General features: G+C 69.7%; 23 protein-coding genes and 3 pseudogenes. 17 read left to right on the top strand and 9 right to left on the bottom strand.

Annotated features, from left to right (window positions below; all coding sequences use genetic code 11):
• Positions 1-731: LysR family transcriptional regulator substrate-binding protein (locus ACIQU6_RS33940; protein ID WP_403485582.1), on the top strand; the 731-nt coding region annotated here is incomplete at its 5' end.
• Positions 728-1,038, top strand: a pseudogene (locus ACIQU6_RS33935) (manganese transporter); the annotation flags it as partial. The gene ACIQU6_RS33940 and the pseudogene ACIQU6_RS33935, both read left to right, overlap by 4 nt.
• An 85-nt stretch (positions 1,039-1,123) precedes the next feature.
• On the opposite strand, the gene ACIQU6_RS33930 reads toward ACIQU6_RS33935, so the two are convergent.
• The gene (locus ACIQU6_RS33930) at positions 1,124-2,053 is read right to left on the bottom strand and encodes an NADP-dependent oxidoreductase (protein ID WP_403485581.1); all 930 of its coding nucleotides are present in this window, start codon (positions 2,051-2,053) and stop codon (positions 1,124-1,126) included.
• Positions 2,054-2,143: 90 nt separating this feature from the next.
• Between ACIQU6_RS33930 and ACIQU6_RS33925 the strand changes: the two genes are divergently transcribed.
• Positions 2,144-2,524, top strand: coding sequence for a winged helix-turn-helix transcriptional regulator (locus ACIQU6_RS33925; RefSeq protein WP_403485580.1), 381 nt, complete (start codon positions 2,144-2,146; stop codon positions 2,522-2,524).
• A gap of 196 nt (positions 2,525-2,720) precedes the next feature.
• Here ACIQU6_RS33925 and ACIQU6_RS33920 read toward each other — a convergent pair whose 3' ends face one another.
• Positions 2,721-3,404 carry an alpha/beta hydrolase gene (locus ACIQU6_RS33920; protein WP_403485579.1) on the bottom strand — a complete coding sequence of 228 codons (684 nt, stop codon included), beginning with the start codon at positions 3,402-3,404 and terminating at the stop codon, positions 2,721-2,723.
• A 1,130-nt stretch (positions 3,405-4,534) separates the two neighbouring features.
• On the opposite strand from ACIQU6_RS33920, the gene ACIQU6_RS33915 reads away from it, so the two are divergent.
• Complete coding sequence (locus ACIQU6_RS33915; protein WP_403485578.1) at positions 4,535-6,007, top strand: MFS transporter; 1,473 nt, start codon at positions 4,535-4,537, stop codon at positions 6,005-6,007.
• A 149-nt stretch (positions 6,008-6,156) separates the two neighbouring features.
• Here ACIQU6_RS33915 and ACIQU6_RS33910 read toward each other — a convergent pair.
• Together ACIQU6_RS33910 and ACIQU6_RS33905 are read right to left on the bottom strand one after the other, a co-directional pair.
• Positions 6,157-6,636, bottom strand: a pseudogene (locus ACIQU6_RS33910) (cytochrome c biogenesis protein ResB); the annotation flags it as partial.
• 14 nt (positions 6,637-6,650) lie between these two features.
• Positions 6,651-7,130, bottom strand: a complete 480-nt coding sequence (locus tag ACIQU6_RS33905; protein WP_403485577.1) for a MarR family winged helix-turn-helix transcriptional regulator — start codon at positions 7,128-7,130, stop codon at positions 6,651-6,653.
• Between the two features lie 104 nt (positions 7,131-7,234).
• Here ACIQU6_RS33905 and ACIQU6_RS33900 point away from each other — a divergent pair, with 104 nt between their 5' ends.
• From ACIQU6_RS33900 to ACIQU6_RS33890, 3 genes are all read left to right on the top strand, one after another.
• Positions 7,235-8,455 (top strand): multidrug effflux MFS transporter, encoded by a 1,221-nt coding sequence (locus ACIQU6_RS33900; RefSeq protein WP_403485576.1) that lies wholly within the window; start codon positions 7,235-7,237, stop codon positions 8,453-8,455.
• Between the two features lie 119 nt (positions 8,456-8,574).
• Positions 8,575-9,141: an NADPH-dependent FMN reductase gene (locus ACIQU6_RS33895; protein ID WP_403485575.1), complete on the top strand. Its 567-nt coding sequence runs from the start codon at positions 8,575-8,577 to the stop codon at positions 9,139-9,141.
• Positions 9,142-9,284: 143 nt separating this feature from the next.
• A complete protein-coding gene (locus ACIQU6_RS33890) occupies positions 9,285-10,427 on the top strand; it encodes a Rid family hydrolase (protein WP_403485574.1) in 1,143 nt (380 codons plus the stop codon).
• Positions 10,428-10,588: 161 nt separating this feature from the next.
• On the opposite strand, the gene ACIQU6_RS33885 is transcribed toward ACIQU6_RS33890, so the two are convergent.
• A complete protein-coding gene (locus tag ACIQU6_RS33885) occupies positions 10,589-11,599 on the bottom strand; it encodes a cupin domain-containing protein (protein ID WP_403485573.1) in 1,011 nt (336 codons plus the stop codon).
• An 82-nt stretch (positions 11,600-11,681) separates the two neighbouring features.
• On the opposite strand from ACIQU6_RS33885, the gene ACIQU6_RS33880 reads away from it, so the two are divergent.
• Together ACIQU6_RS33880 and ACIQU6_RS33875 are read left to right on the top strand one after the other, a co-directional pair.
• On the top strand, positions 11,682-12,518 hold the full coding sequence (locus ACIQU6_RS33880; RefSeq protein WP_403485572.1) for an NAD(P)H-binding protein: 837 nt from the start codon (positions 11,682-11,684) through the stop codon (positions 12,516-12,518).
• 150 nt (positions 12,519-12,668) lie between these two features.
• Positions 12,669-12,795: pseudogene (locus tag ACIQU6_RS33875) on the top strand (transposase); the annotation flags it as partial.
• A gap of 25 nt (positions 12,796-12,820) precedes the next feature.
• Here the strand turns inward: ACIQU6_RS33875 and ACIQU6_RS33870 are convergent.
• Together ACIQU6_RS33870 and ACIQU6_RS33865 are read right to left on the bottom strand one after the other, a co-directional pair.
• Positions 12,821-13,669 carry a helix-turn-helix domain-containing protein gene (locus ACIQU6_RS33870; RefSeq protein WP_403485571.1) on the bottom strand — a complete coding sequence of 283 codons (849 nt, stop codon included), beginning with the start codon at positions 13,667-13,669 and terminating at the stop codon, positions 12,821-12,823.
• A 136-nt stretch (positions 13,670-13,805) separates the two neighbouring features.
• On the bottom strand, positions 13,806-14,324 hold the full coding sequence (locus tag ACIQU6_RS33865) for a DinB family protein (protein ID WP_403485570.1): 519 nt from the start codon (positions 14,322-14,324) through the stop codon (positions 13,806-13,808).
• Between the two features lie 201 nt (positions 14,325-14,525).
• On the opposite strand from ACIQU6_RS33865, the gene ACIQU6_RS33860 reads away from it, so the two are divergent.
• The gene (locus ACIQU6_RS33860; protein ID WP_403485569.1) at positions 14,526-14,990 is read left to right on the top strand and encodes a universal stress protein; all 465 of its coding nucleotides are present in this window, start codon (positions 14,526-14,528) and stop codon (positions 14,988-14,990) included.
• Between the two features lie 4 nt (positions 14,991-14,994).
• On the opposite strand, the gene ACIQU6_RS33855 is transcribed toward ACIQU6_RS33860, so the two are convergent.
• Positions 14,995-16,302: a hypothetical protein gene (locus ACIQU6_RS33855; RefSeq protein WP_403485568.1), complete on the bottom strand. Its 1,308-nt coding sequence runs from the start codon at positions 16,300-16,302 to the stop codon at positions 14,995-14,997.
• A gap of 369 nt (positions 16,303-16,671) precedes the next feature.
• On the opposite strand from ACIQU6_RS33855, the gene ACIQU6_RS33850 reads away from it, so the two are divergent.
• Positions 16,672-16,959, top strand: coding sequence for an MFS transporter (locus tag ACIQU6_RS33850; RefSeq protein WP_403485567.1), 288 nt, complete (start codon positions 16,672-16,674; stop codon positions 16,957-16,959).
• Positions 16,960-17,242: 283 nt separating this feature from the next.
• Here ACIQU6_RS33850 and ACIQU6_RS33845 read toward each other — a convergent pair whose 3' ends face one another.
• Entirely contained in the window at positions 17,243-17,680 is a 438-nt protein-coding gene (locus ACIQU6_RS33845; protein ID WP_403485566.1) for a hypothetical protein, read from the bottom strand.
• Positions 17,681-17,861: 181 nt separating this feature from the next.
• Between ACIQU6_RS33845 and ACIQU6_RS33840 the strand changes: the two genes are divergently transcribed.
• The 6 genes from ACIQU6_RS33840 (at position 17,862) to ACIQU6_RS33815 (ending at position 23,780) form a co-directional block, all read left to right on the top strand.
• On the top strand, positions 17,862-19,022 hold the full coding sequence (locus tag ACIQU6_RS33840) for a sensor histidine kinase (RefSeq protein WP_403485565.1): 1,161 nt from the start codon (positions 17,862-17,864) through the stop codon (positions 19,020-19,022).
• A gap of 12 nt (positions 19,023-19,034) precedes the next feature.
• Positions 19,035-19,730: a DUF1275 family protein gene (locus ACIQU6_RS33835; protein WP_403485564.1), complete on the top strand. Its 696-nt coding sequence runs from the start codon at positions 19,035-19,037 to the stop codon at positions 19,728-19,730.
• A 155-nt stretch (positions 19,731-19,885) separates the two neighbouring features.
• Complete coding sequence (locus ACIQU6_RS33830) at positions 19,886-21,031, top strand: PP2C family protein-serine/threonine phosphatase (RefSeq protein WP_403485563.1); 1,146 nt, start codon at positions 19,886-19,888, stop codon at positions 21,029-21,031.
• 413 nt (positions 21,032-21,444) lie between these two features.
• Positions 21,445-21,804 carry a hypothetical protein gene (locus tag ACIQU6_RS33825; RefSeq protein WP_403485562.1) on the top strand — a complete coding sequence of 120 codons (360 nt, stop codon included), beginning with the start codon at positions 21,445-21,447 and terminating at the stop codon, positions 21,802-21,804.
• A gap of 138 nt (positions 21,805-21,942) precedes the next feature.
• The gene (locus tag ACIQU6_RS33820) at positions 21,943-22,599 is read left to right on the top strand and encodes a response regulator transcription factor (RefSeq protein ID WP_403485561.1); all 657 of its coding nucleotides are present in this window, start codon (positions 21,943-21,945) and stop codon (positions 22,597-22,599) included.
• The gene (locus ACIQU6_RS33815) at positions 22,593-23,780 is read left to right on the top strand and encodes a sensor histidine kinase (RefSeq protein ID WP_403485560.1); all 1,188 of its coding nucleotides are present in this window, start codon (positions 22,593-22,595) and stop codon (positions 23,778-23,780) included. The genes ACIQU6_RS33820 and ACIQU6_RS33815 overlap by 7 nt, the downstream gene beginning before the upstream one ends.
• The last annotated feature ends 136 nt before the right edge of the window (positions 23,781-23,916 follow it).

Here is a 23,916-nt window from a genome sequence, read left to right as displayed (position 1 = left end):
TGCGCAGCGCCACCCTGGCCCAGGCTGCGGCCCGCGCCGCGGACGAGAAGAGGCGCGCCGCGGTCCGGCTGGTCACGCTGCCCGCGCTCCTTCCCGGCCTGGTGCCCGCGCTCGCGGACACGGCGCGGGCCTGCGCCGGCGCCCCGCTCGTGGTCGAGACCCGTAACGAGAGTCGCCAACTGCGAGCGGCCGTGCAGTCCGGAGCCGCGGACATCGCTGTCGGCCCGTGCCCCGCTCACGGGGAGGGCCGCGTCGACCACTTGGCGGCGGACGAGACCGTGGTGGTGTGCCCGTCGGACGACCAACTCGCCGGGCGTGAGAGCCCGTTGGAGGACCTGCTGCGGCGTGACTGGATCGTTCACCGCGGAGCGGGAGGGAGCCCCCAGGACCTGGTGGTCGGCACGTGCGGGGACGACGGCGTCTCCTGGCCGTTGCCCGTGGCCGACGTGCCCACCGTCGAAACGGCCGTCGCGCTCGCCCTGGCCGGCGTCGGAGTGACCGTGGCGCCGCGCAGCGCACTGCCCCACGAGGCGGACGACTGCTTCATCCACCTCGTACCCAGACAGTTCCGTGAGACCTCGATCTACCGGGCGGCGGGAGCGCCAGAGCCGGTCGAGGGGTGCTGCCAGGCACTGCGGACCGCGGTGGCCCACGCCGCAAGAGAGCGCGTAGAGGGGAGGGAATACCTGCCGCCGGGCGACAGGCACACCGTTCGAGGAGGCGGCTCATGACCAACACGGACTCATTCACCGGGGGTTCGAGAGGTTCCGGGGTGATCGACGACGCTCACGTCGGAGACATCCGCGGTGCGCTGGGTTCGATCCATGCGGACGACGTCGGCCCTCGTCCACGGGTCGGCGCCAAGTTCAAGACCCTTCTCGCCATCGTCGGCCCGGGGTTGATCGTGATGGTCGGTGACAACGACGCCGGCGCCTTCGCCACCTACGGCCAGGCGGGCCAGAACTACGGCACCACGCTGCTGTGGCACTTTTGCTGCTGATCCCCGTGCTGTACGTGAACCAGGAGAACTCGGTTCGTTGAGGCGCGAGGCCGGAGCCGGCTCGTGGAGGCGTAAGGGGACAACTCAGCAGGGCCTCCGCTCGCGTGAGACCCCTCGACGGGATCAGACGGTGAGGACGAGCTTGCCCTGGAGGTGACCGCGGTCGAGCAGTCGGTGCGCGTCGGCGACGCGCTCGAACGGGAACGTCTCCTGCACGTGGACCCGGAGCCTGCCCTGTTCGACGAGTTCGACGAGACCTCGCAGGGCGACCGGATCGGGGTCGACCGCGATGCCGCTGAAGCGCATACCGGCGGCCTCGTACCCGGCGGCAAGCTCCGCATCCTCCTCGGCGACCGCCGTCACCAGGTGACCGCCTGGGCGGAGCACTTCGAGCGACCGCTCGACGGTGTCGCCGCCGATGGTGTCGAGCACGACGTCGATGTCACGGACCGTCTCGGTGAAGTCGACCGCCGTGTAGTCGATCACCTCGTCGGCGCCGAACCCCTCGACGAACCTCCGCTTGCTCCCCCTCGCGGTAGCGATCACGTGCGCGCCGAGCGCTTTCGCGATCTGGATCGCGACGTGGCCGATCCCGCCACCGCCGCCGTGGACCAGGACGCGGTCGCCCTCGGTCACGCCGCCGAGGTCGACGAGGCCCTGCCACGCCGTCAGCCCGACAATCGGCAGCGCCGACGCCTCGATGTGCGAGAGCGAGGCCGGCTTGCGCACCAGGTGCAACGCCGGCGCCGACACGACCTCGGCGTACGCGCGCGCCGCCCGCGGGAACAGCGGCATCCCGAACACCTCGTCGCCGGGCCTGAACCGCCACGTCTGCGGCCCCTGTTCGACCACGCCGCTGATGTCCCAGCCGAGGACGAACGGCGGCCGACCGATCAGCGGGAACTCGCCGGCGCGCAGGCGCGCCTCCAGCGGGTTCAGCCCGATCGCTTTGACGCGGACGAGAACCTCCGTCGGGAGGGGCTGGGGCTCGGGCGCGTCCACGATGGTGAGCACCTCGGGACCGCCGAGCGTGTGCTGGGTGATGACTCGCATGACTCTCCTACTTTTGAAGGGGGGAGAGAACCCAGACTATGAACGTGACAGGAACCAGCACGTACCTTAGGCGCAGGTACCTTTGGCGCCATGAGCGGTTTCGGTCCCGGTGATCCCTTCCTCGCCGACTGTCCGGCGCGTCTGGCGGTCGAGCTGATCGCCGACAAGTGGACGGTGGTCGTGCTCTACGGCCTCAGCAAGGGCCCGGTGCGCCATGGCGAGTTGATCGAGCTGATCGGCGGCATCTCCCGCAAGATGCTCACCCAGACGCTCCGACGGCTACAGGCACACGGACTCATCCGCCGCCACGCCTACGCCGAGGTGCCGCCCCGCGTCGAGTACGAACTCACCCCGCTCGGGGCGACGCTGATCGAACCGATCCACATGCTGACCGAGTGGGCAAGGGCCAACGGCGACGCCGTGCTCGATGCACTCGACGCCGACCCCGAGCCGGTCAACCACAGCGACTGACGGGCACGAGTCGAGGAACCGGCGAAGGCCGGCTGTCCTATTCCACTGCATGCCTTTGATGGTCAGCCGCCTGTCAGGGCGGCTGACCATCGGACTTCACGGCTATGGACGTCGATTCCCCCACCCGCACAGCTTGACGAAGATCGCTGTTTGGCACGTGCACGCCTCACACCCAGCACGGCCACGAACCGAGGGTCTACTGGTCGGTGATGGTCTTTTCAAGGAGGAGCGCGAGGATCGACTCGGCAGGTGTCCACAGCAGGGCACCACCGATTCCCGGCACGACACGGTGTTGAGCACCGGGCACACGGGCAGCGAGCAGTGCTCCGTTATCGGGCGAGTGGCTGGTGTCCTGCTCGCCGTACCAGATATCGACGGGGACATCGATCTCGTCGAGGGCGAACGGCCACCGTCCCATCGCCAGGACCGTGTCACGGGCGTAACCAGCGGCACCCTGAGCAAATCCCTCGTCCAAGGCCCTGCGGAAACCAGCCACGAAATCAGGATCCTGGTACACGGCAAGGTCGCACCCTGGGCTCCCGGCCATGACCATGTCCCACATCGCATCCGCAGTGAAGCCGGCAAGAGACTGCTCGGCGCCAGCTGGATCGCACGCAGTCCGCTCAACGAGACCACGCAGGTCCGCGTTCAGAACCGAAGCGAACTCCGGCCTGGCGACCTCGTCCGCACCGGAGACGACAGCCAGTGCCGAGGCGATCCCCTCCGCAGCGCAGGCGAGAGCGAACGGCGCACCTTGCGAATTCCCGACCACAACCGGTTGCCCCAGCCCTCTCAGCACGACGCGGCGGAGCCCACCCGTCCCTCCTTGAAGGCGATGAGTGAGCTCCTTGGTGCGCGCACGAGGCAGCGGCTGCCTCACCAGTGACTGCGTTCCTGCCAAGTCACCGGTGTGGTCCGCCGCTTGTTCGGGGCGCCGGCCGCGGGGCATCCTTCGTTGCCGTTCGGCGGTGTTGTGGTGCGGACTTGGCCGGCACCGGCCTCCCGCTCGGGGCGTGGCAGCCGACCACGTGAAGTCTCGCTACGGCGTTGCCGTTGCTGAACTTCATGACGACCAGGTAGTTGCCGGGCCCGGCGTTGATCCGCAGGAAACCCCGGACGTGTTGGGCTCTGGTGCTGGTGATGTGGACAACGCCCGCCTTGGTTTGGACGGATACGTACCTGGCCCCCGGATAGGGCGCTGCGGCCCCGGTCACCCGGATCGTGCGCCCGGTGCGGGCCGTGCTCGGGGTGAGGGTCAACTTCCCCGCTCCGACCGCCGGGTGGGCCGGCAAGCTGGCGGTGGAGGAACGTGCGGGCGAAGACGGTTGCGCCGAGGCCGGGTTGGCCAGGGCGACTGGAACGCAGGCAACCACGCCGCAGAGAGTGAGCGCAGAGGCAACGATTGAGCTGCGCATGGGAACCCCTTCCTCGTATGGGACCGAAGGCGAGGGCACGAAGGGGGGTAGGGCGCCCCAGCCTGTTGTCGAGCCGCTGCGGAGGGGACGGGGTCGGGACCGCATCACGTCCTGTGCGGCGTCTGGTTCGAGCTTTCCCCTGAAGCGTGTCGTGTCGTGCCAGGCGTTCGTAGGACTCCGGGGAGGACCCGAGGGTCCTACGAACGGCCTGCTGAGGAAGGAACCCGGTGCCCGCCAGGAGGCGAACACCGCTCTGCACACCCCGACTTGCTCACCGCGACTCGAAATCCGCACCACTTGACAGGGCCAGGCTTTAGCGCACTCGGCCTTCGCGCGGACAGCGCCGTATGAGCACTCCTGCCCTCAGCCAAGTCCGCGGCCACGCGGATGCGTTGACACGCCTGCTGCCCACAGCGTCTGGCCAGCACCCTGTAGTTGATCCATCACGATGTGTTGTCGCCGCGGTGTCGGACGAAGGGCGGGTCGGGCGATCGGAGGAGCAAGGGTGGTCCGTCCGTCCTCTGCCCGGCCGATGGGTTGACGGCATGCGGGAGCGGATCGTCGCAGGTAAGGCACCTTAGGAAAGGTCGTTGCCATGCCTGTGCACTCCGCTCGTCGGCGCGGTCTGGTCCTGGCGATCTGCTGCGTCGCCATCCTCATGGTCGGCGTCGACGTCACCGCGCTGAACGTCGCTCTGCCGGCGATGGAGCGGGATCTGGGGGCCTCGGTCTCCGGAATGCAGTGGGCTGTCGCGGCCTACAGCCTGGCCATGGCCACGCTGATGCTCTACGCCGGATCGACGGGCGACCGGATCGGCCGCAAACGCGTGCTCATAGCAGGCATGGCCGTCTTCACCGTCGGTTCCGTACTGTGCGCCCTCGCGCCGGACCTGCCTGCGCTGATCGGTTTCCGCGTCCTGCAGGGCGTGGGGGCCGCCGGACTGGGCCCCGTGGCCGTCGCGATCGTCGCCAACGCCTACCCCGACCGCCGTGAGAGGGTCCGGGCGGTAGGCGTGTGGATGGGGTCCTACGGCCTCGGCCTGGCCCTCGGACCGGTGGTCGGCGGCCTCCTGGTGGGGGCCGCCGGCTGGCGGTCGGTCTTCTGGCTCAACGTCCCCCTCGGCCTCATCGGCGCGATCGCCGCGGCACGCGGCGTTGCGGAGTCGCGGGCCGCACGGCCGCGCCAACCCGACCGGCTGGGCCAACTGCTGGTCGTCACCGTCCTGGGACCGTTGGCATACGCGATCATCGCAGCACCGCGAGCGGGCCTGACAGCACCCAGCGTCCTCGCCAGCCTGGCCGTCACCGTCGCCTCGGGCCTGGCTCTGGTGGTCCACGAGCAGCGGTGCGACGAGCCGTTGATCGAGCCGGCGTTCTTCCGCGACGCACGTTTTTGCGGCGCGATCGCCGCGACGCTGTCGGTCTTTGGGACCTTGGGTGGGTTCTTCTTCCTCGCCGCGCTCTACCTTCAAAACCCCCTACGCATGTCCGCCGCACAGGCAGGACTGTGGATGCTGGTGCCCGCGGGCGTCCTGGCCGCTTCCTCGCTGTGCGCGGCCCCGCTCGCCAAACGGTACGGAACACGGCCGCTCCTGATCGGGGCAGGGCTGGCCCTCGCGGTGAGCACCTCACTGATGGCACACTTCAGCGCCGACCCCGCCCGCCCCCTGTTGGCGGTCGAGTACGCCCTGTTCGGCCTCGGCATCGGCCTCTCCAGCCCGCTGGTCCTCACCGCAGGCGTCTCCAGCCTGCCGGCCGACCAGTCCGGCCTGGCCTCGGGGATGCTGACGACCTTCGGCCGCTCCGCCTTCGCGATGGGCGTCGCCGTCCTCGGCGCGATCCTCAGCACCGGACTGCACGGCGCACCCCTGACCGACGCCACCGCCTTCACCTCCGCGGTCCGGCCCGCCTGGTGGATCCTCACAGCCGGCGGCCTCGCCACCGCTCTGCTCGGCGTACTGGTCACCACCAAGAAAACCGACCCTTCCGCAGAAAAAGCAGGCCCGGTCAACGGGGCCTACAGTCCCTCGCCTCTTTCCTCTGCGAGTTCTCACCACCGCGTGAGGTAGATCCGGCGTCGTTTCGGGACAACGTACCGGGGCGTGTTGCGGTTGCTGCGTGCCCCGTCCCCATGCCTGTGGCTGCCGCCGGTTCACCGCGGGGACGAGGGCACCTCACCGAAGCAGAGATCGCGAAGTTCTCGGCGCGGACCACCTTCCCGGAAGTGGCGCTTCGTCAGCATCCGTTCGGCGGCGGCGAGGACCTCGTCAGGGGGCGCGTTGGTGCGCCAGGTTGTGTACGCGGGTAGCCGGGCGAGTCGACGTGGGGCGGCCGGCGGGCGGCCGCGGAGCTGCCTGACGAACTGCCAGGCGCGCGGCACGATGCAGCCGATCAGCGAGATGAACAGCAGCAGGTAGATCGCTGAGAACCACACCGAGCTGTAGACGTGGAACATCCCCAGCTTGTCGTAGATCCCGCCGAGGGTGGCGTGCGAGGCCTTGAACTCGTCGACTTTGACCGGGTCGCTGCTGGTCTGAGGAATCAGCGAGCCGGGCACGGCACCGGTCGACAACAGCAACAGCAGTAGCAGCGCGATCCGCATGGAGGTGAGTTGTCGCCAGAACCAGCGGGCCCAGCCGACCAGGCCCAGTGCGGGGAGGAAGATGTCTGGCTTGGTGGAGTCGGCGTTCATGATCAATTTTGTGGTGGCTGTCAGGTGTCCTTGAGGGCGTCGCTGAGGGCTTGCAGTGCGGGGATGGCGGCATGAAGGGCGGCGCGCTGGTCCCCTGTGAGTCGCGCCAGGTGGGTCGCGAGGGTCTGCGCCCAGTGCTGTTCGATGCGGCGCAGGTCTGCGGTTGCCTGGGCGGTGGGGTGGAGCTGTACCGCGCGGCGATCGGCGGGGTCCGGTTCGCGGAGCACGAGGCCGCGGCCTGCGAGGCCGCGGACCGTGGCGCTGACGTTGCTGGCGTGCAGGCCGATCCGTCGGGCGAGGACGCCGACGCCGATGCCCGGCTCGTCCAGGACGGCGCGCAGCACCTCGTATTCCGCTGGCGGGAGCGGTTGGAGTCCGACCTCTTCTGAGCCGCGCATGCGCAAGCGCAGGACGCGGGAGAGCGCGTGCAGGGCGGGGGTCAGCTCCCTTGCCTGGTCCAGGTGGTCGCCTGTCGTCGGGTGGGGCTCTTGCGTTGACATGGATCCACGTTAGCATCAATGTATATATCTATAAGTATTAGTGTTGCCTCTGCGTGCCGAACCCACGGCTGCCGGCGACGTCCCGTTACACCTTCGGAGATCCCATGTTCCCGCTGACCGCGACCTTGGGGCTGCTGTCGTTCGTGACCCCGCTGGCCACGGATATGTACCTGCCCGCCTTCCCGCAGATGACCGGCGAGTTGCACAGCAACGCCTCCGGCATCCAGCTCACCCTGACCGCCTTCATGCTCGGCATGGGCCTGGGGCAACTGGTTCTCGGCCCGGTCTCCGACCGCTTCGGCCGACGTCGCCCCCTCCTCGCCGGGGCAGTGGTCATGATCGCCGCGTCGATCCTGTGCGCTCTCGCACCGTCGCTGAACACCCTGATCGCGCTGCGTTTCGTCCAAGGCTTCAGCGGTGCCGCCGGCGTCGTCATCGGACGGGCCGTCATCTCCGACATCGCCAAAGGCAACGCCGCGGCCAAGCTCTTCGGCACCCTGATGACCCTCACCGGCCTCGCCCCGATCATCGCCCCCCTCATCGGCGGCACCCTGACGGAGTCCACCGGTTGGCGAGGCATCTTCCTGGTGCTGGCCGGCGCATCCGCCCTCGCCCTGCTGTGCTCCGCCCTCTTCGTCCCCGAAAGCCTGCCCCAGGACAGGCGGCACACCGGAGGCATACGCGCCACCGCGCACGCCCTGCGCGACGTGCTGGGAAACCGGACCTACCTCGGCTACGCCCTCTCCTTCGCCCTGGCCTTCGGCATGCTCTTCTCCTACATCGCCGGATCCGCCTTCCTCTTCCAGAAGATCCTCGGCCTCAGCGTCGGCCACGCCTCGCTCGCCTTCGCCTCGGTCGGCGTCATCGGCACCATCGCCAGCATGGTCGGAACCAAGCTCGTCGGCCGCTTCTCCCCTCAGGGGCTCCTGCGCACCGGCCTCTACACGATGGTCGTCTGTAGTGCGGCGCTGTGCGCCATCGCCCTGACCGGCCGGCTCACCCTGGCGCTCACCATGGTGCTGCTCTGCCTGGTCTTCGTCGGCATGCGCCTGGTGACCGCCAACGCCGGAGCCCTGGCCCAAGCCCAGGTCCCGCACGCCGCAGGGTCCGGCTCAGCCGTACTGGGCACGCTGCAGAGCGCACTGAGCGCCGCCGTCGCCCCCCTGGTCGGACTCGGCGGCGAACACACCGCCGTCCCGATGTTCCTCGGCATGACCCTCTGCGCCGCGCTCGCCCTCGGCTCGCTCCTCCTGACCCGTTGCGCGACACCCCCCACCGGCGACACCACCAAGAGCAAGCGGCCCGCCGCGCACGCCCGGGCCTAACCGCACCGCCCACCACCCCACCCCCGCAGCCATGGCACGTGACCCACCGCACCTCGCCCTGATCCCCTGACCCATCGCACACCCCGCGACACCCGACAAACCCCTCAGAGGAACACCAGATGCACAGCACCGCCTCCCTCTCCACGCCCCTGCCCGGCCGCCCGGTCCGCGTCCTCGGTATCTCCGGCAGCCTGCGGGTCGACTCGCACAACACCGCCGCACTCCGAGCGGTCGCCGCCCTCGCCAACCCCGCAGTCCAGCTCACCCTCTTCGACGGCCTCGCCGCCATCCCCCCGTTCTGCGAGGACTGCGAAAACGACCCCGCCCCGGCCGTCGAGGAACTGCGCTCCGCGCTGCGCGAGGCCGACGCCCTGCTGATCTCCACCCCCGAGTACAACTCCACCGTCCCCGGCCAGCTCAAGAACGCCCTCGACTGGGCCTCACGCCCCTACGGTGACTCCCCACTGACCGGCAAGACCACCACCCTCATCAGCGCCAGCCCCAGCGCCTACGGCGCCCAGTGGGCCCAGGACGACCTCCGCAAGATCCTCACCACCTGCGGCGCGCACGTCACCGACCACAGCCTCGCCATACCCGAGGCCCACACCGCCTTCGGACCCGACGGCCTCCCCCACCACCCGGACCTCCACACCAACCTCGCAACCCTCCTGCACCACCTCCACTGAGCACACAGCCGCACATCCCCATTGGATAGGCGTGGCGAGCCGACACCCACCGCCCGCCACGCCCCGCAGCCACGCCTCACAGTCCGTCAAACACACCCCACACCACGAGCAATCTCCACGATGCAAGAAAGGGCGAGACGACTATGCGTCTGATCGAACCCGTATCGCAGCCCACGGGGCTGGCCTTCTGCTCCGGCTATGCGCTGGAGCCCGGGGCGCAACTGGTCTTCCTCAGTCTGGTCACCCCACAACGCAACGGCAGCATCCCCCCGACCAGCCACGAGCAGATGCACGCCTGCCTCGACAACCTTGAGACCTCCCTGCAACTGGTCGGGGAAGGCGCCGAGCCGGTCAAGCTGCACTACTTCGCGACCGAAAGCCGGGAGATCGGTGCGGCCGGGCAGTCCTGGGACGAACGCTACGGCCGTCAACTGGCCGCCGCCTGGCTCGAAGGGCCCGCCACCCCCGTACACGGCGCCCGGGTGACGATGGACCTGTGGGCGGTGGCCCCGCCGGCAAGTCGGCCGCAGGGGTTGCGCCGGGTGTGGGATGAAGGGCCGGTGCCGGTGGCCACCGTGGTCGACAGCGCCGCCACCCTGCACGCACTCACGGCCGCTCCCACCGGGCCACCGGCCGCCCAGGGCGGTCCCGAACAGGACATGCTCAGCTGCCTCCACGACCTCGAACGCCAACTGGACACCCTCGGCACCTCGCCTGCGGGTCTGGCCAAGCTGGTTGTCTACGTCCGGGACGCGAGGACGTGGCCGGCGCTGCAACACATGCTCACCGGCCGGTACGGCCGTGACTGCCCCGCCATCACCCCCGTCGTGGTGGCCAAGACCAACCACCCGGAACGGTGGGTGGAGTTGGCGGCATGGGTGGCCACCGACCACGGAGCCAGCCCCGCGCCGAACAGTGGTATCGGCTCAGTCGACCTCCGTGGACGACTCCTCGCCTCCGCCGGCACCGGCTCGATCCCGATCTTCATCGGCGGCACCGCGCAGGAGATGTACACCGGCTACGTGCCCCCGGCCACCATCGAGGAACACACCCACATCGCGATGCGCAACCAACTCGCCATCCTCGAAGCGGCCGGAACCTCCCTCGACCGCGTGATCAAGTCGACCTGGTACCTGACCGACCTCCGGGAACGCCCCGGCGTGGAAGCCGTCGCCCGTGAGTACTTCGGGCGGGACCTGCCCACCCCCTCCTTCGTGGAAATCTCCCGCCTGGCCCCCCTCGGCGCCCGACTCGAAGCCGACTTCTGGGCCGGCATTCCCCGGTAGGGGGGGCGAAAGTCGGTTGGGTCACGGGGCGTTAGCCACCGCGCCCTTCCGCCCCTCACGTAACTCGGCGATCGGCCAGGCCAGTTGGGCCGATGGATGATTGCGGTCGGGTGCGGGCAACCTCGGCATCAGATCGCAGTGCGATCGCACCCTGGCTTGACTCACCCCGGTTCAGACATCGAGTCGGCCGGGGTGGTGCGGGCTGGAGCGGGCCGCTCGGCCGCCGGGGAGGCAGTGGTCGCGGTGCGCCGGAACTCGCTCGGGTTGGCACCTCGGACCCGTTTGAACGCTGCGCTGAACCCGAACGGGTCGGAGTAACCCACGGCGCGGGCAACGTCCGCGATGGTTGCGGACTCCTGCTCGACCAGGAGGTCTGCCGCGAGCGTCATGCGCCAGCGGGTGAGGTAGGTCAGTGGCGGCTCCCCGACGAGGTCGGCGAACCGCTTGGCCAGCGTCGAACGCGACACCCCGGTGCGCCGAGCGAGCGCGGCGACCGTCCATGGCGCGGCCGGTTCGGCGTGCAGCAGGCGCAGAGCCTCGCCGGCCACCGGGTCCCGCTGGGCGGCCCACCAGGCCGGGGGCTCGCCACCGGGCCGGTCGAACCACTCGCGCAGCGTGCAGACCAGCATCCAGTCCAACAGCCGGTCGAGCACTGCCTGTTGGCCCGGCGCGTCGACGCAGACCTCGGCGGCGAGATGGTCCAGTACGGGGTCGGCCGTGCCCCCGCCGCCCACGCGTAGGACGACGGGCAGCGCGTCCAGCAGTCGGTGGCTGATCTCGCCGCGTACCGGATAGGCGCCGACGATCAGGGTCGTCGCGCCGGCGACGTCACCGGCGCCCGCGCCGCGGTCGTTCCAGCCGCGCCGGTGCCGGGTCCCGCCCTGCTCGGGCGTCGCGCAGTGCTCGCCGCACGCAATCGGTTCGGCTCGGGTGCCCGGCTCGTCTACGAAGGTGAAGGTCGCGGGGCCGCGCACGACGATCGTCTCGCGGGCGCGCAGCGGCTCGGGCGGACGGCCCTCCGGCACGATCCAGCCCGCCCCGTCAAGGACGGTGCACAAGGTCAGCGGCGCACCGTCCACGAAGTGCAGGGCCCAGGGCGGGGACAGGGTCGAGCTGCTGAACAACGAGCCGTGGGCTCGCACCCCGCGGATCAGGTCACTGAACACGTCCACCCCACCAAGGCTAGACGAACACACAGGCGATCCGGCTTTTCACCCATGGAATCGTCCGTATCGGCCGCGTTCAATCGGAGTCATGAACAACGACACCACTCTCGTCCTCGGCGCAACAGGCAAGACCGGCCGGCGGATCGCTGCCCGACTGCGGCTGCGCGGCACGACAGTGCGCGCCGCCTCCCGATCGAGCCGGGCCCGCTTCGACTGGTCCGACCCCACCGGCTGGGATGCGGCCCTGCGGGGTATCGCCGTCGCCTACATCGTGCCCCCGCGCGTGCCGGGCCCGGTGCACGAGTTCGTGGCCCGGGCCGAGGCTGCCGGAGTGCGTCGGCTGGTCCTGCTCTCCGGGCGCGGCGCCGACACCTGGGGCGACTCCGCGTTCGGCCTGGACATGCGGTCGGCCGAGGACGCCGTGCGCGGCTCGGCGCTGGAGTGGGCCGTCCTGCGGTCGTCGAACTTCGCTCAGAACTTCGACGAGGACGTCTTCCACGCCCCGCTGCTCGCCGGGGAGTTGGCGCTCCCGGCCGGCGTGGTTCCCGAGCCGTTCATCGACATCGAGGACGTCGCCGACGTCGCGGCCGCGGTGTTGACCGAGCCCGGTCGACACGCCGGACGGGTCTACGAGCTGACCGGACCGCGTGCGCTCACCTTCGGCGAGGCGGTTGAGCTGATCTCCCGGGCGTCCGGGCGGGCCCTCGCCTACCGGCAGATCTCCCCCGCCGAGTACGCCGCGACGCTGGTCGAGGAGGGCTTGAGCGAGGACGACGCCCACCACGTTGCCGAGATGTTCGTGCTGATGGAACGCGGGCTGATTGCCGCGACGACGGACGACCTCGCCACCGTGCTGGGACGGGCGCCCCGAACCTTTGAGGACTACGTCGTGCGGGCCGCAGCGGCGGGAGCCTGGCAGCGATGATCGCCCGGCGGCTCCGCCGCACCGCGCGGCCCGCCGTCCTTGCGCGGGTGTGCCAGGTGCATGTTGACCTGCTCGACCGCGGCCCTTCGCCCCTCAGCAGCGCTGGTACAGCGCACGTCCGCGCAGGCCGAGCGAGAACACGTGAGGCGCACCGTGCACGAGGTCACCAACACCGCCTCCTGCCCACTGCGACGGCGCCTGCTCGTGCCCAGGGAGTGGGCGCACGATGCGGTGCGACGACGCAAAGTCCGGGACACCCAAGGAGATCGAGCACCGCCCCGGTCACCCGATGCTTTGCTGCCTCATGCTGCGCAGGGTGTCGTTGCGGGAAGCCGGCCCGCGTGGAAGGCGGCTGGTGACGCTCCCATGAGCCGGTGGAAGTCGGCCGTCATGTGCGACTGGTCGTAGTAGCCGGCATCCGAGGCGAGTCGCGCCCACCCCACCGAGCCCGCCCCGGCCAACACCGTGCGGACGCGCTGGATGCGGGCGAAGCGTTTGGGCGACAGGCCGACCTGGTCGGTGAAGAGGGTGCGCAGGTGGCGTTCGCTGACCGACAGGCGCCCGGCGAGCGCGCCGACCCGTCCATAGGTGGTGGACAGCGACGCGACGGCCTCGCGAAGCAACCGATCACTCGGGCCTGTGCCGTTGGGCAGGTTCTCCAACAGCGCGGCCTCGACGCTCCGCAGGATCGAGCCTGGGGCGGTCAGCTCGTTGAGACGGTTCTCCAGGCGCTCGGCGCGGTCGCCCCACACGTCGGTCAATGGCACCGCCTCGTCCCGTAGTTCGCTGGCCGGGACGCCCAACACCGCCCGGGTCGCACCGGGACGCAGTCGGACCCGGATACACAGCGGCAGTTCCTTGCCGGGGTGGTAGGAGGCACGGCTGCGCGGGCCGACCACCCGCAGTTCGCCACCTCCGGTGCCGAGCCTGCGGTAGACCAACGCGGTGGCGGCACCAGGCAGGTGCACCAGCGGCAGGGCGCCGTCGGGCCGCAGCAGCAGCACGTCGGCGATCCGCGCGGCCAACGGCACATCGCCGAGGGAGGAAACGCCCGGCTCACCGACGACGTGCACACCGTCCTCGGCCGTACGGCGCGCACCTACGCGAGCTGGGCCGACGACCACCGGGCCGCGTTCGACTGACCCAGGCACGCAGCACGACCAACCGCGGTGCGGGGGCCGACGGTTGCCGGCCCGGCCCAAGGACGAGCACGAACCGGCAACCAACAGTCTGGGCGCGACAGCCAGGCTGTGGGCCGGCCAGGCCACCTCGCCACCGAAGGCCCAGTCAGCCCAACTGCACTTCGTGGGAGTCCAGTTGGCAGCGCATGTCGCGCAGATGATGACGCAGTTCGTGCAGCGTGTGCACGGCGAGCCAGCGCAGCGAACGTTCCTCGCGCTCGGGGTAGGTGTACACCAGTGTGCGGTCCCAGTCCGTGGGCGACAGCCGGTCGAGAACGTTGGCGAACAGCAGTGCCGCATCACGGAGTTGACGGGCGACGTCGGCCGGCCGCTGCTCTGCGTATCCGTCGTGGTCGACCCGCTCGTCGCGCCCCATGGGCTCGGCGACGGGTTTTTCACAGCGCCGCGCGGCCAGCACCCGCTCGCGCTGGGCCAGCAGTACGTCACGCACGTGGCAGGCGTACTCAAGAGCGGACCACACCTCCGGCGCCGAACGCCGCCGCAACACCGCCGACCCGGCCCCCAACATGCCCTCGTACTCACCTATACGCCCCCTGGCGAGCTCCGACACCGCGGGAGCCAGAGAGAGGTCGTACGCGAAGCCGCATTCCCTACAAGCTGTCATGCCCGCACGATAACGACACGGCTCCCGCGAGCACTACGGAGACCGACCACATCGGCTATTCCGTATGTCTGGACGCCTCTCGCTCCTCCTCCGATCGGTGGAGGCCGCCGTCCTCCACCACCTCCCTCACCAGGCCGACTGCCGTGCGTCGTGCGCTTTCCTACCGTGGCCGCAGGACCCGAACCGGAGGAGAGCGGAGCGATGTCACAGACGGTCGAGCGCGTTGTGGTCGGAGTGAACGGATCGGCCAGCAGTGTCGAGGCGCTCCGGCAGGCCGCGGAGGAGGCCCAATGCCACGACGCTGTGCTGTGCCCTACGTACGTCTGGGCACCCCCGGGCGGGGAGGCGACGGACGGTCGGATCCCGCCCCCGTGGGAGGTGTGCGCGTACTGGGAGCAGGAGGCCGACGACATCCTGGCCGAAGCGTGCCAGAAGGCGCTCAGCACGGCGCCGTACGGCCTACGCGTCGTGCCCAGGGTCATCCGGGGGCCGGCCGGGGCTGCTCTGGTTGCCTGCGCCGACCACGACAGGGACCTCCTCGTCATGAGCGCCGGCAGCCATGGAGCGCTGTACCGCTGTTTCCACGGTTCGGTGAGTTGGTACTGCCTCAAGCATGCGCACTGCCCCGTTCTCGTCGTCCGCACCGGCGACGAGAACGGGCTGTGAGGCGTCAGTGCCCGCTGTCGCTGCCCGCCAGCTTGCGCTCGAAGTTCACCGCGGGGAAGTTCCAGCTCTTGTCGAGGACTTTGGTGCCGAAGACGTTCAGTTTCGCGAAGAACGTGCCGGTGAGATCGGTACCCGCGTACAGCGCCCAGTCGGCTTCGCTGCCCTGGGGCTGCTCGCTTCCTGTGAAGCCATGGGCGTCCGCCTTGAGATACGGCATGAAGTCAGCTGTGACCCCCACCGATCCGTAGAGCCCGACCTGCGTGTGGGTGCCGACTCCTGACTTTGCGGTGGCCGAACCCTCGATGCGAGCCGCGGTGCCCGTGCTGACCGGGTCCGGGCCGGACAGTGCCGTCCAGCCGCGGTTGGCGTCGTATACCCCTCCGACCTCCAGGCGTCCGTCGGTGCGCTGCTCGGCGTCGATCGTGATCTTGCCGTTGGCAGAGATGTCGTAGAAGTAGTCGACCTTGAGATTGAGCACGATCGGCACGGGGCCGAGCCAGACGGTCTTGTTGACGTCGACCTCCGCTGCCGGGATGTGCAGCGGTCGGTGCCCGGTGTCGTACGAGGCGGAGCCTTCGGCGTGGGCGGCGAAGCCGTAGTTGTAGTCCGACGCAAAGCCGATCTTCGCCTTGGAGGGCGCGACCGAGTACCAGTGGGCCCGCTCGTAGGCGAAGAGCAGTTCCGGACGCAGCTCCAACCACCCTGACAGGGCGGAGGCATGGCCCTGCGTCGGCGTGACGCCCGACGGCATCGGGACGTTCACGTCGATCCGTATCCCCCGGCCGTTCGACTCGCCGACCGAGGCGTGGCCGCCCTTGGCGAGGGACTTGGCCTTGAGGTCCGCGGCGGTCAAGGGGGTGCGCAGGTCTGCCTTGGCGTCCCCCAGGAGCTCCGTGAGGTTCGCCCGCGTGGTGTCCAGCCGGACCGCGCCACCTGCCTGGGGATGCACGGCCACGACCCTGACCAGGGCACCGTGCGGCACGGCTGCCGTCGCCGGACTGGCAATGACATCCCCCGCCTTCAACTCCCCAGCGTTTTGCAGTCCGTTGGCAGATCTTCCGGAGAGCAGTGCATGCCCGCCGCCGGCGTCGTAGTCCGTCAGCCGGGCGTCACCGATCTGGACGGGAGTGACCTGGCCATTGGCTGTCGGCCTGACCGCGACGACGGCGTTCTTGTCGGCTGGTCCGTTGCCCGCCGTAAGGACGGGGACAGCGCCGGGACCGGAGTCGGCGGCGGCCGGGAGCGCTGCCGCTGGCACGGCCACCCCGGCCAGCAGCACGGGGATGAGGACGAGACGGGCTGAGAACTTCATGGACTTCCTTCCGGGAAAAGGCCGTCCGAACTCCACCCTGGGAAGAATCGGCCCCTTGGCCACCGGAAACACCCAAACCCGGCAGGCCGCGAGACAGCAAGAAGTATCTTTCGACGGACGATGAGACACGGTCTACAAAGCTGGGCGTCTCGTCCCTGCCAGGCCCGAAGTACCTGGTCACCGCCGCATATAGAGGGGTGGCCCCGTGCCGCTGAGCACCCGCGCGTGACGGAGGCCACTGTCCCGGCCCGCAAGCCCGCCAACGGCAGGGGCCCGGCCCGGGCCCCTTGTGGATGCGACGCATACTCACCGCCCAACCCCTGGACGGTGGGCCTCGCCTTTGCAACGCATTCCATTGGCCGGTCGTACATGTCCGAACTCGCGCTCGGACGGCCGCAGCGACGGCTTGTGCTCGGCGTGCGCTGCGGTGCGCTGCTGTCGCACGGCTTCGACGTCACCGCGCTCAACGTTGCCCTGCCGGTCATGGAACGGGAGTTGGGAGCGACGATCTTGAGCATCCAGTGCGTCTTGGTCACCTACAACCTGGCGATGGCGGCACTGATGCTCCTCTGCGGCTCGGTTGGAGACCGTGTGAGGCCGGACCTCGTGCTGCAGGTGGGGTTCGCGGTATTCACCATCGGATCGGTTTGCTGGTGACCGGGTCGGGCTCGACGGACAGGAGCGCGCGGCAACGCCCGGCATCGCCTTCGGCAGGCTGCCGAACGAACTTCATGGAGCTCTCACCACTTCGTTTCTTCCGGCCCAAGGGTTTCCTGATCTCCGTGCTTGCCCACGCTCAAGCTCTTCATGTCACGCGATGCGTTCTGGCGCCCGGTCTGGGACAGTCCCGGCGCCGGAGTTCGGCATCCTGATGAGCCGCCCGTGGGCGGTCGTGCGCTTTGCTATGTCACTCACACTCCTTTCCCCTTCGCACGGGGCGTCACAGTCCTTGACGGGGCTGCTCCAACGCGATGAAGGAACGCTTGCTCCGGCCGCCACGCTCGATGGTGCCGGCGTACTCCTCGCAGCCCTGCCCTTCCAACACGATGGTGGGTGACGACGCGTGGTCGGGGCCGACCATGGCCGTAAAACTGACTGGGGCGTCGGCCATCTGGTAGCGGAGCGAGGCCGCACCGGACTCCGAGGGCAGCCGGGTCGTGGTGATGAGGAAGGTGTCCGTCCCTCCCGGGGTGAGGACGTGCCCGGGCTCTGGGGCCCGATCGAAGGATCCGGACACGGACATGGAGGTCAAGACGAGGGCGTGAGTCGACAGATTGCCGACGGTGACCTCGTAGGAGTCGTGTTGCGGTATGGGCACTCCCGACTCGATGGCCATGATGAGGTTCTTGAACTCTTCTTCGGTTTGGTCCTTGTTCATGCCACCCAGGTTGGGCCGCCGGAGAGGGCTGTGCCGTCGGTTGGTGGTGGGGACGTGAGGGGGATGGCGGACCACCCGATCGGCTGACTCCGATGTCCGCTTGCTCTCGCTGCGCTTCGGTACTGTCGCGACCGTGCGCCGTCACGACACCGACCACCGTAGACACGGGCACAACGGTGCGATGAGCGCCGAGGCATCCCGCTCTGTGGCGTGGGTACGCCTGCTGATGCTGGTGCCACTGGCCATGGCAGGCCGCTACGTTGGCGCCTATCCCACCGGCCCGTGGTTCGGCGTCCTGGTCGCCGCCTACGCGTTGTGGTCGGTGGCGCGCCTGCTGTGGGTGTATCGCCGCCCCGTCGCTGGTATGCGCAGTGCGGCGGCCGCGGTGGCGGTCGATCTCGCGCTGATCACCGCCATGGCCGCGGTGTCCGGGGGTCAGAACTCCGCAGTCCGCTACGCCTACTTCATGTGGCCCATGGCCACGGTCCTGTGGCAACTCCCCAAGGTGACAGCCGCGTTCGGCGCCGTCTGCATGGTCGGCTACGCGGTGGTGTCCCTGCCGGACCTGCTGAGTCATGGGTCGAGCCATGTCTGGCCGGTGCTCGTGGACCTGGCGTACCTGCTGTGGACCGTCCTGGCGTCCGTGGTCATCGCCGTGCTGCTGCGCCGGCGCACCCGACGGGTCACCGAGCTGCTCCGTGCCCGTGAAGTGCTGCTGGAGGACGCCCTCCAGGCGGAGCAGCGCGAACGCGGCGACCTTGCGGACGCACTGCACGACGGGCCGGTGCAGACCCTGTTGGTGGCGTTGCAGGACCTGTACGAACTCCAGGAGCAGGAGCCCGGCCAGGCACAAGCCGGCGGGGACCTGCTCACCCGCGCATGCGCTGAAGTGCACTCCACCGTAAGGGAGTTGCGTGGGGTCATCTTCGATCTGCACCCGCAAGTCCTGTCCGCTGAAGGGTTGGGGCCGGCGCTGCGGTCCGTAGCGCACCGAGCCGCCCAGCGTGGTTCCTTCACCGTGCACTGCGACATCCGGACCTCCGGTCGTAGCGCACATGAGGCGCTGCTGTACTCCGTCGCGCGTGAGCTGCTGGGCAACGCCGCCAAACACGCGCGGGCAAGCGACGTGTGGGTGGAGTTGCGCACGGAGGACGGCGAGACCGTGCTGACCGTCCGGGACAACGGCGTCGGCTTCGACCCGGACGTCGTCCGACGGCGTCTGCGCGAAGGCCATATCGGGCTGACCAGCCGTCGTGTGCGGGTCGAGAGTGCGGGCGGTCACTGGGTTGTGACCAGTGTGCCCGGCGGTCCCACGACGGCGGAAGTACGGCTTCCGGAGTGAGGAGGACACGCGGTGCGTTCCCGCTCTGATCGCAGTGGCAGTCCCGCCAGGCGCATGTGCCTGGCGGTGGTCGTGTTGGTGGCTGCCTCGGGTGCGGTGGAGGCGCTGTCCTTCACCGCGCTCGACCACGTCTTCGCCGGCGTGATGACCAGCAACCTCGCCCTGCTGGGCATGGCGGCCGGGCAGGCCCGCGGGGCCGGGGTGCGTGCGGCCGTGCTGGCTCTGGGCGGCTTCGGTGCCGGTACGGCGATGGGCGCCTGGGCCACCCGCGGCGCGGAGGAGACTGACGAGCGCTGGTCCGCGCCGGTGCTGTACTGCCTGCTGGGAGAGGCGGCGCTGCTCGCGGCGGGCGCCGGTGCGTGGGCCGCTTCCGGCGGTACGCCCGGCGGCGTGACCCGGGACGTGCTGCAGTGCGGGGCGGCAGCGGCCATGGGCGCCCAGTGCGCGGCCATGGTCGCGGCGGGCCGGGCAGCCGCCCCGACGACCTATCTCACCGGCACGCTCGCCACCTACATCGTGCGCGCCCCGGGCAGCGGCCCGGGGCGCTCCGACCCCTGGGTTCCCGCCCGCTTCGCCGCATTGATCGCAGGTGCGGCAGCGGCCGTGGTACTGCACCAGACCGCCCCGGCCTGGGCGGGGGTACTCCCCGCCGCGCTCGTCGCCGCGGCTGCGCAGACTGCGGCCGGGTCATGGTGGACGCGGCGGTAGGAGACGACCGGAGGACGCGATCGGTGGACACCGGTGTCCACCGATGCACTGGCCCAACGGTGGCTGATGCAGGAGTCCCCGGCTCCGTACGGTCGTATCCGGTCCCGGGGTTGCTCGGCCACGAGCAACCGTCCCCGACAGTCATGGGAAAGGTCATGTCCGCTCTGACCAGGTACGACATCCGACGCTGCGGCACGGCGGTGCCGCGCGGGCAGGCCCCGCTGGCCTGCGCTGTGCCACTGCGCGCAGCCTGGGCGGCATTGCTGCCCTGGGTATTGCTCTTCGTGCTGGTAGCCGTCGACGTCGTGCTGCCCATCTGGCTCGTCATCGCACCCGCACTTGCCGCCGTACCGGCCCTCGCGGCCGCGGTGGGACGCCGGGCGCGCTACCCGCTCCTGATGGGAGCGGTCACCCTGGCCGCCAGCTTCATCGACGCCTACCGCAACCACGACATCCTCGCCCCCACCCACCTGGCCACCGTGAACGCCGTCGCGCTGACCACCGTGATCGGCTGCCTCACCGGCTGGGCACGGGCACGCCAGGACCGCGAGCTGGCTCGGGTCCGCGCCACCGCCGACGTCGCACAGCAGGTCCTGCTGCGCCCGGTACCCGAACACCTGGGTCCGGTGCGGGCCGCCGTCGACTACACCACGGCGGCCGCCTTCGCTCGTATCGGAGGAGACCTCTACGACGTGGTCCTCACCCGCTGGGGCGTCCGCGCCCTCATCGGCGACGTCCAGGGCAAGGGACTGCCGGCCGTGGCCACCGCGGCCGCGGTGCTCGGCGCGTTCCGTGAAGCGGTTCACGAAGAGCCCGCTCCCGACGACGTCATGCGCCGCATCGCCCGCTCCCTCAGCCGCAGCCTCCCCCACGACACCGAGGAGTTCGTCACCGCCGCGCTGGTCTGCCTACCACCGGCCGGCGGCGCGCACGACTCCTACATCGAGGTCGTCAACTGCGGTCACCCCGCGCCCTACCTGCTGCGCCCCGACCGTCCACCGCAGTCCCTCACTCCCGCACACTGTGTCCCGCCCTTGGGAGTGCTCCCGGCCACGGATGTCTGCCCGCCGGTGCTGCGCCGGCGGCTGCGGCACGGCGACGCGGTGCTGCTCTACACCGACGGCATCACCGAAGCGCGCGACAAGGAAGGGGAGTTCTACCCCCTGGCCCAACGCCTGCCCGCGCTGGCGACCAGCGACCCTCGCCTCCTGCTGCGCCGACTGCACACCGACGTACGAGCCCACACCGGGGGCTGCCTGGGCGACGACGCAGCTGCACTGATGCTGCAGTACGACGGGTAAGGAAGGAGGGCGACCCCGCCTGGATCAATCTGCAAGTGCCAGCCCACGAGCGGAAGTTCCCCTGGCCGCACGGCAGAACCGCGGCCCGCCAAGGGACCCACGTCACCCACGCCCTTGGCGGACTGCCTTCCACAGGTTCCAGGCACTACTCCAGCCAGCGGAACTGCTCGACGCCTGAGAATTCGGTGCTGCTGTCCGCCAGCCTTCCCACGTGGCTGGCCTTGGATCCCGTAAGCGGGCACACCTCAGTAGCCGCTTGGGATCGGTGACGGCAGGCGGATGGCGTCACCGGAGTGAGGGAGAGATAAGGAGCGAGGAGACACCAGCGAAACAGGATGCCCGGTTTGCTCGGTGGTGCAAGGGCCCAGTGCCACACGAAAGCCGCATGAGCGGCTCGAAGAAAGAGTTCTCACATGAACCTGACGGCAAAGTTCTCCCGCAAGACCGCCGCGATCATGGGTAGCGCCGCTCTCGGCGTGCTGGCCCTGTCGGGCGTGGCCAACGCGGCTACCGACGGCGGCTCACAGGCATCGAAGCCCGCAGTGAACTCCGGCAGCCAGGCTCCGGCCTCTGCCGAGTACAAGTGGAGTGACGCGAACGGTCGCGGCGGCGACGGCATGGGCCCCGGCGGCGACCACGCCGGCATCCCCGCCCACAAGAAGACCAAGACCCCGGCCACCACCGACTACAAGTGGACCAGCGCCAACGGCCACAACGGCAACGGCATGGGCCCCGGCGGCAACCACGCCGGCATCCCCGCCCACAAGCGGTAATACCGTCTGCGGGCCCTCCCGTTATCTGTAAGGGCCCCTCACCGCCGTCGGGCGGGGTGGTCTCCTCGAGCACGGGGGTGTTCGAGGAGACCTGAGGGCCTTGGCGGGAAGTGGCGACAAGGTGCAGGGAGGTGCGTGATGCGGGTTCTGGTTGCCGAGGACGAGCCGGTCCTGGCGAAGATGTTGGGCCGGGGGCTTCGGCACGCGGGCATGGCAGTGGATGTGGTCCTCGACGGTGAAGAGGCTCGCGACCTGGTCGAGTTGACCGACTATGACGTGCTGGTTCTGGACCGTGACCTGCCCCGGCTGCACGGCGACACGCTGTGCCGCTCGCTGGCCTCCTCCGGAGCCCGGACCCGGATCCTTATGCTCACCGCGGCCGGCTCCCTGGATGACCGGGTCCGCGGGTTGGGTCTGGGAGCGGACGACTACCTGTGCAAACCTTTCGAGTTCCCCGAACTTGTCGCCCGAGTCCAGGCATTGGCCCGCCGGGCCGTGCCTGCCACGCCACCGCGTCTGCAGCGAGCGGGCATCACCCTGGACACCGCCCGTCGCCACGCCACGCGCGAGGGCCGCACTCTGTCCCTGACCCCGAAGGAATTCGCGGTGCTGCGGGTGCTCTTGGAGGCCGACGGCACTCCCGTCAGCGCGGAGGAACTCCTCGAACGTGCCTGGGACGCGCACGCGGATCCGTTCACCGGCGCGGTTCGCGTCACCATGAGCAAGCTCCGCGGCAAACTCGGGGCCCCCGACCCGATCCAGACCCTTCCCGGCATCGGGTACGCACTGTGCTGAAACCACGCACCATCCGCACGCGCATCGCCGTCGTCTTCGGCACCGCGTTCTTTGCCCTGGGTGCCCTCCTGCTCACCGCCGTCTACTTCCTCACCCAGCACGGCACCGGAGCCCAGGTACGAGCGATCACGAACCTGGCCAACCATCCCTCCGCCCAGGCACCAGCCCGGCCCCCCGAACCAGGCCAGCCCGTAGGACCCATCACCACGGTGCCCAGCGGTAGCGAAACCCTCACCACGGTCAGCCGGCAGATCACCGACGCCGCTGCCCAGCAGCAACTCCTGTGGTCTGTCGCCGCGCTGGCGATAGCCGCCATCCTGGCCGCCCTGGTCGGCTGGTGGACCACGGTGCGCGTGCTACGTCCCGTCGACGAGATCACCACGACGGTCCGTGAGATCACGGCGACCAACCTCCATCAGCGTCTCACCACAGGTGCTCACCGTGACGAGATCACCGCGCTCGCCGACACCTTCAACGACCTCCTCGACCGCCTCCAGGCGACCTTCATCGCGCAACGCCGCTTCGTCGCCAACGCCTCCCACGAACTACGCACCCCGCTAGCGGTCCAACGCAGTCTCATCCAGGTCGGTCTGGGCGACCCCGACCCGCACGCACTCGCCGAAATCCGCAACGACCTCCTGGAGTCCAACCGCACCAGCGAAAAACTCATCGACGGTCTGCTCCTGCTCGCCCGCGGCCAACACGGCCTGGATCATTACGAGTCGGTCGACCTCACGGCGATCGCCACCCGCGAAACCGACTCGGCCGCCCCCGCGGCACGGGCAGCGCAGGTCACCTTCCGCCTGGAGCAGCAGCCTCTCACCGTCCACGGCGACCCGACGCTTCTCACCCACCTGGTCCGCAACCTGATCGCCAACGCCGTCACTCACAACCACCCCGGCGGCACCGTCGACGTCCGCCTGACCGACCACACGCTGACGGTGCGCAACACCGGCCCCCATCTGGACAGCGACACGGTCGACGAACTCCTCGAACCCTTCCGTCGCGGTCCACGCCCACGGCTCAACTCACCAGCCAGCGGATCCGGCCTCGGCCTGTCCATCGTCCAGGCCATCGCCACCGCCCACCACGCCCGTCTCACCCTGGACAGCAATCCCGACGGCGGCCTCACCATCCGCGTGCACTTTCCCACCAACCCACCGCTCCCAGATGTTCAGTGACACCGCCTCAGGGAGCCATGGAGCAACCGTTGGTGCAGGCGGCTGGCTTGCGCGGGTGGCACAACACGCGCGCCAGGCGCTCCTTTGACTGGCCAGGACGGGAGACGATGACCAGCGAGGACTCAGCTAGGGCCGG

It is taken from the genome of Streptomyces sp. NPDC090442 (assembly GCF_044769405.1).
Classification (GTDB): Bacteria; Actinomycetota; Actinomycetes; order Streptomycetales; family Streptomycetaceae; genus Streptomyces.
This window is presented reverse-complemented; position numbering and strand designations above follow the sequence as displayed.

Coding starts and splice junctions, on each gene's coding strand:
- ACIQU6_RS33930 (WP_403485581.1), bottom strand. CDS start 2,053: ATGCGAGTCATCACCCAGCACACGCTCGGCGGTCCCGAGGTGCTCACC.
- ACIQU6_RS33925 (WP_403485580.1), top strand. CDS start 2,144: ATGAGCGGTTTCGGTCCCGGTGATCCCTTCCTCGCCGACTGTCCGGCG.
- ACIQU6_RS33915 (WP_403485578.1), top strand. CDS start 4,535: ATGCCTGTGCACTCCGCTCGTCGGCGCGGTCTGGTCCTGGCGATCTGC.
- ACIQU6_RS33905 (WP_403485577.1), bottom strand. CDS start 7,130: ATGTCAACGCAAGAGCCCCACCCGACGACAGGCGACCACCTGGACCAG.
- ACIQU6_RS33900 (WP_403485576.1), top strand. CDS start 7,235: ATGTTCCCGCTGACCGCGACCTTGGGGCTGCTGTCGTTCGTGACCCCG.
- ACIQU6_RS33895 (WP_403485575.1), top strand. CDS start 8,575: ATGCACAGCACCGCCTCCCTCTCCACGCCCCTGCCCGGCCGCCCGGTC.
- ACIQU6_RS33890 (WP_403485574.1), top strand. CDS start 9,285: ATGCGTCTGATCGAACCCGTATCGCAGCCCACGGGGCTGGCCTTCTGC.
- ACIQU6_RS33880 (WP_403485572.1), top strand. CDS start 11,682: ATGAACAACGACACCACTCTCGTCCTCGGCGCAACAGGCAAGACCGGC.
- ACIQU6_RS33865 (WP_403485570.1), bottom strand. CDS start 14,324: ATGACAGCTTGTAGGGAATGCGGCTTCGCGTACGACCTCTCTCTGGCT.
- ACIQU6_RS33860 (WP_403485569.1), top strand. CDS start 14,526: ATGTCACAGACGGTCGAGCGCGTTGTGGTCGGAGTGAACGGATCGGCC.
- ACIQU6_RS33855 (WP_403485568.1), bottom strand. CDS start 16,302: ATGAAGTTCTCAGCCCGTCTCGTCCTCATCCCCGTGCTGCTGGCCGGG.
- ACIQU6_RS33850 (WP_403485567.1), top strand. CDS start 16,672: ATGTCCGAACTCGCGCTCGGACGGCCGCAGCGACGGCTTGTGCTCGGC.
- ACIQU6_RS33845 (WP_403485566.1), bottom strand. CDS start 17,680: ATGAACAAGGACCAAACCGAAGAAGAGTTCAAGAACCTCATCATGGCC.
- ACIQU6_RS33840 (WP_403485565.1), top strand. CDS start 17,862: ATGAGCGCCGAGGCATCCCGCTCTGTGGCGTGGGTACGCCTGCTGATG.
- ACIQU6_RS33830 (WP_403485563.1), top strand. CDS start 19,886: ATGTCCGCTCTGACCAGGTACGACATCCGACGCTGCGGCACGGCGGTG.
- ACIQU6_RS33825 (WP_403485562.1), top strand. CDS start 21,445: ATGAACCTGACGGCAAAGTTCTCCCGCAAGACCGCCGCGATCATGGGT.
- ACIQU6_RS33820 (WP_403485561.1), top strand. CDS start 21,943: ATGCGGGTTCTGGTTGCCGAGGACGAGCCGGTCCTGGCGAAGATGTTG.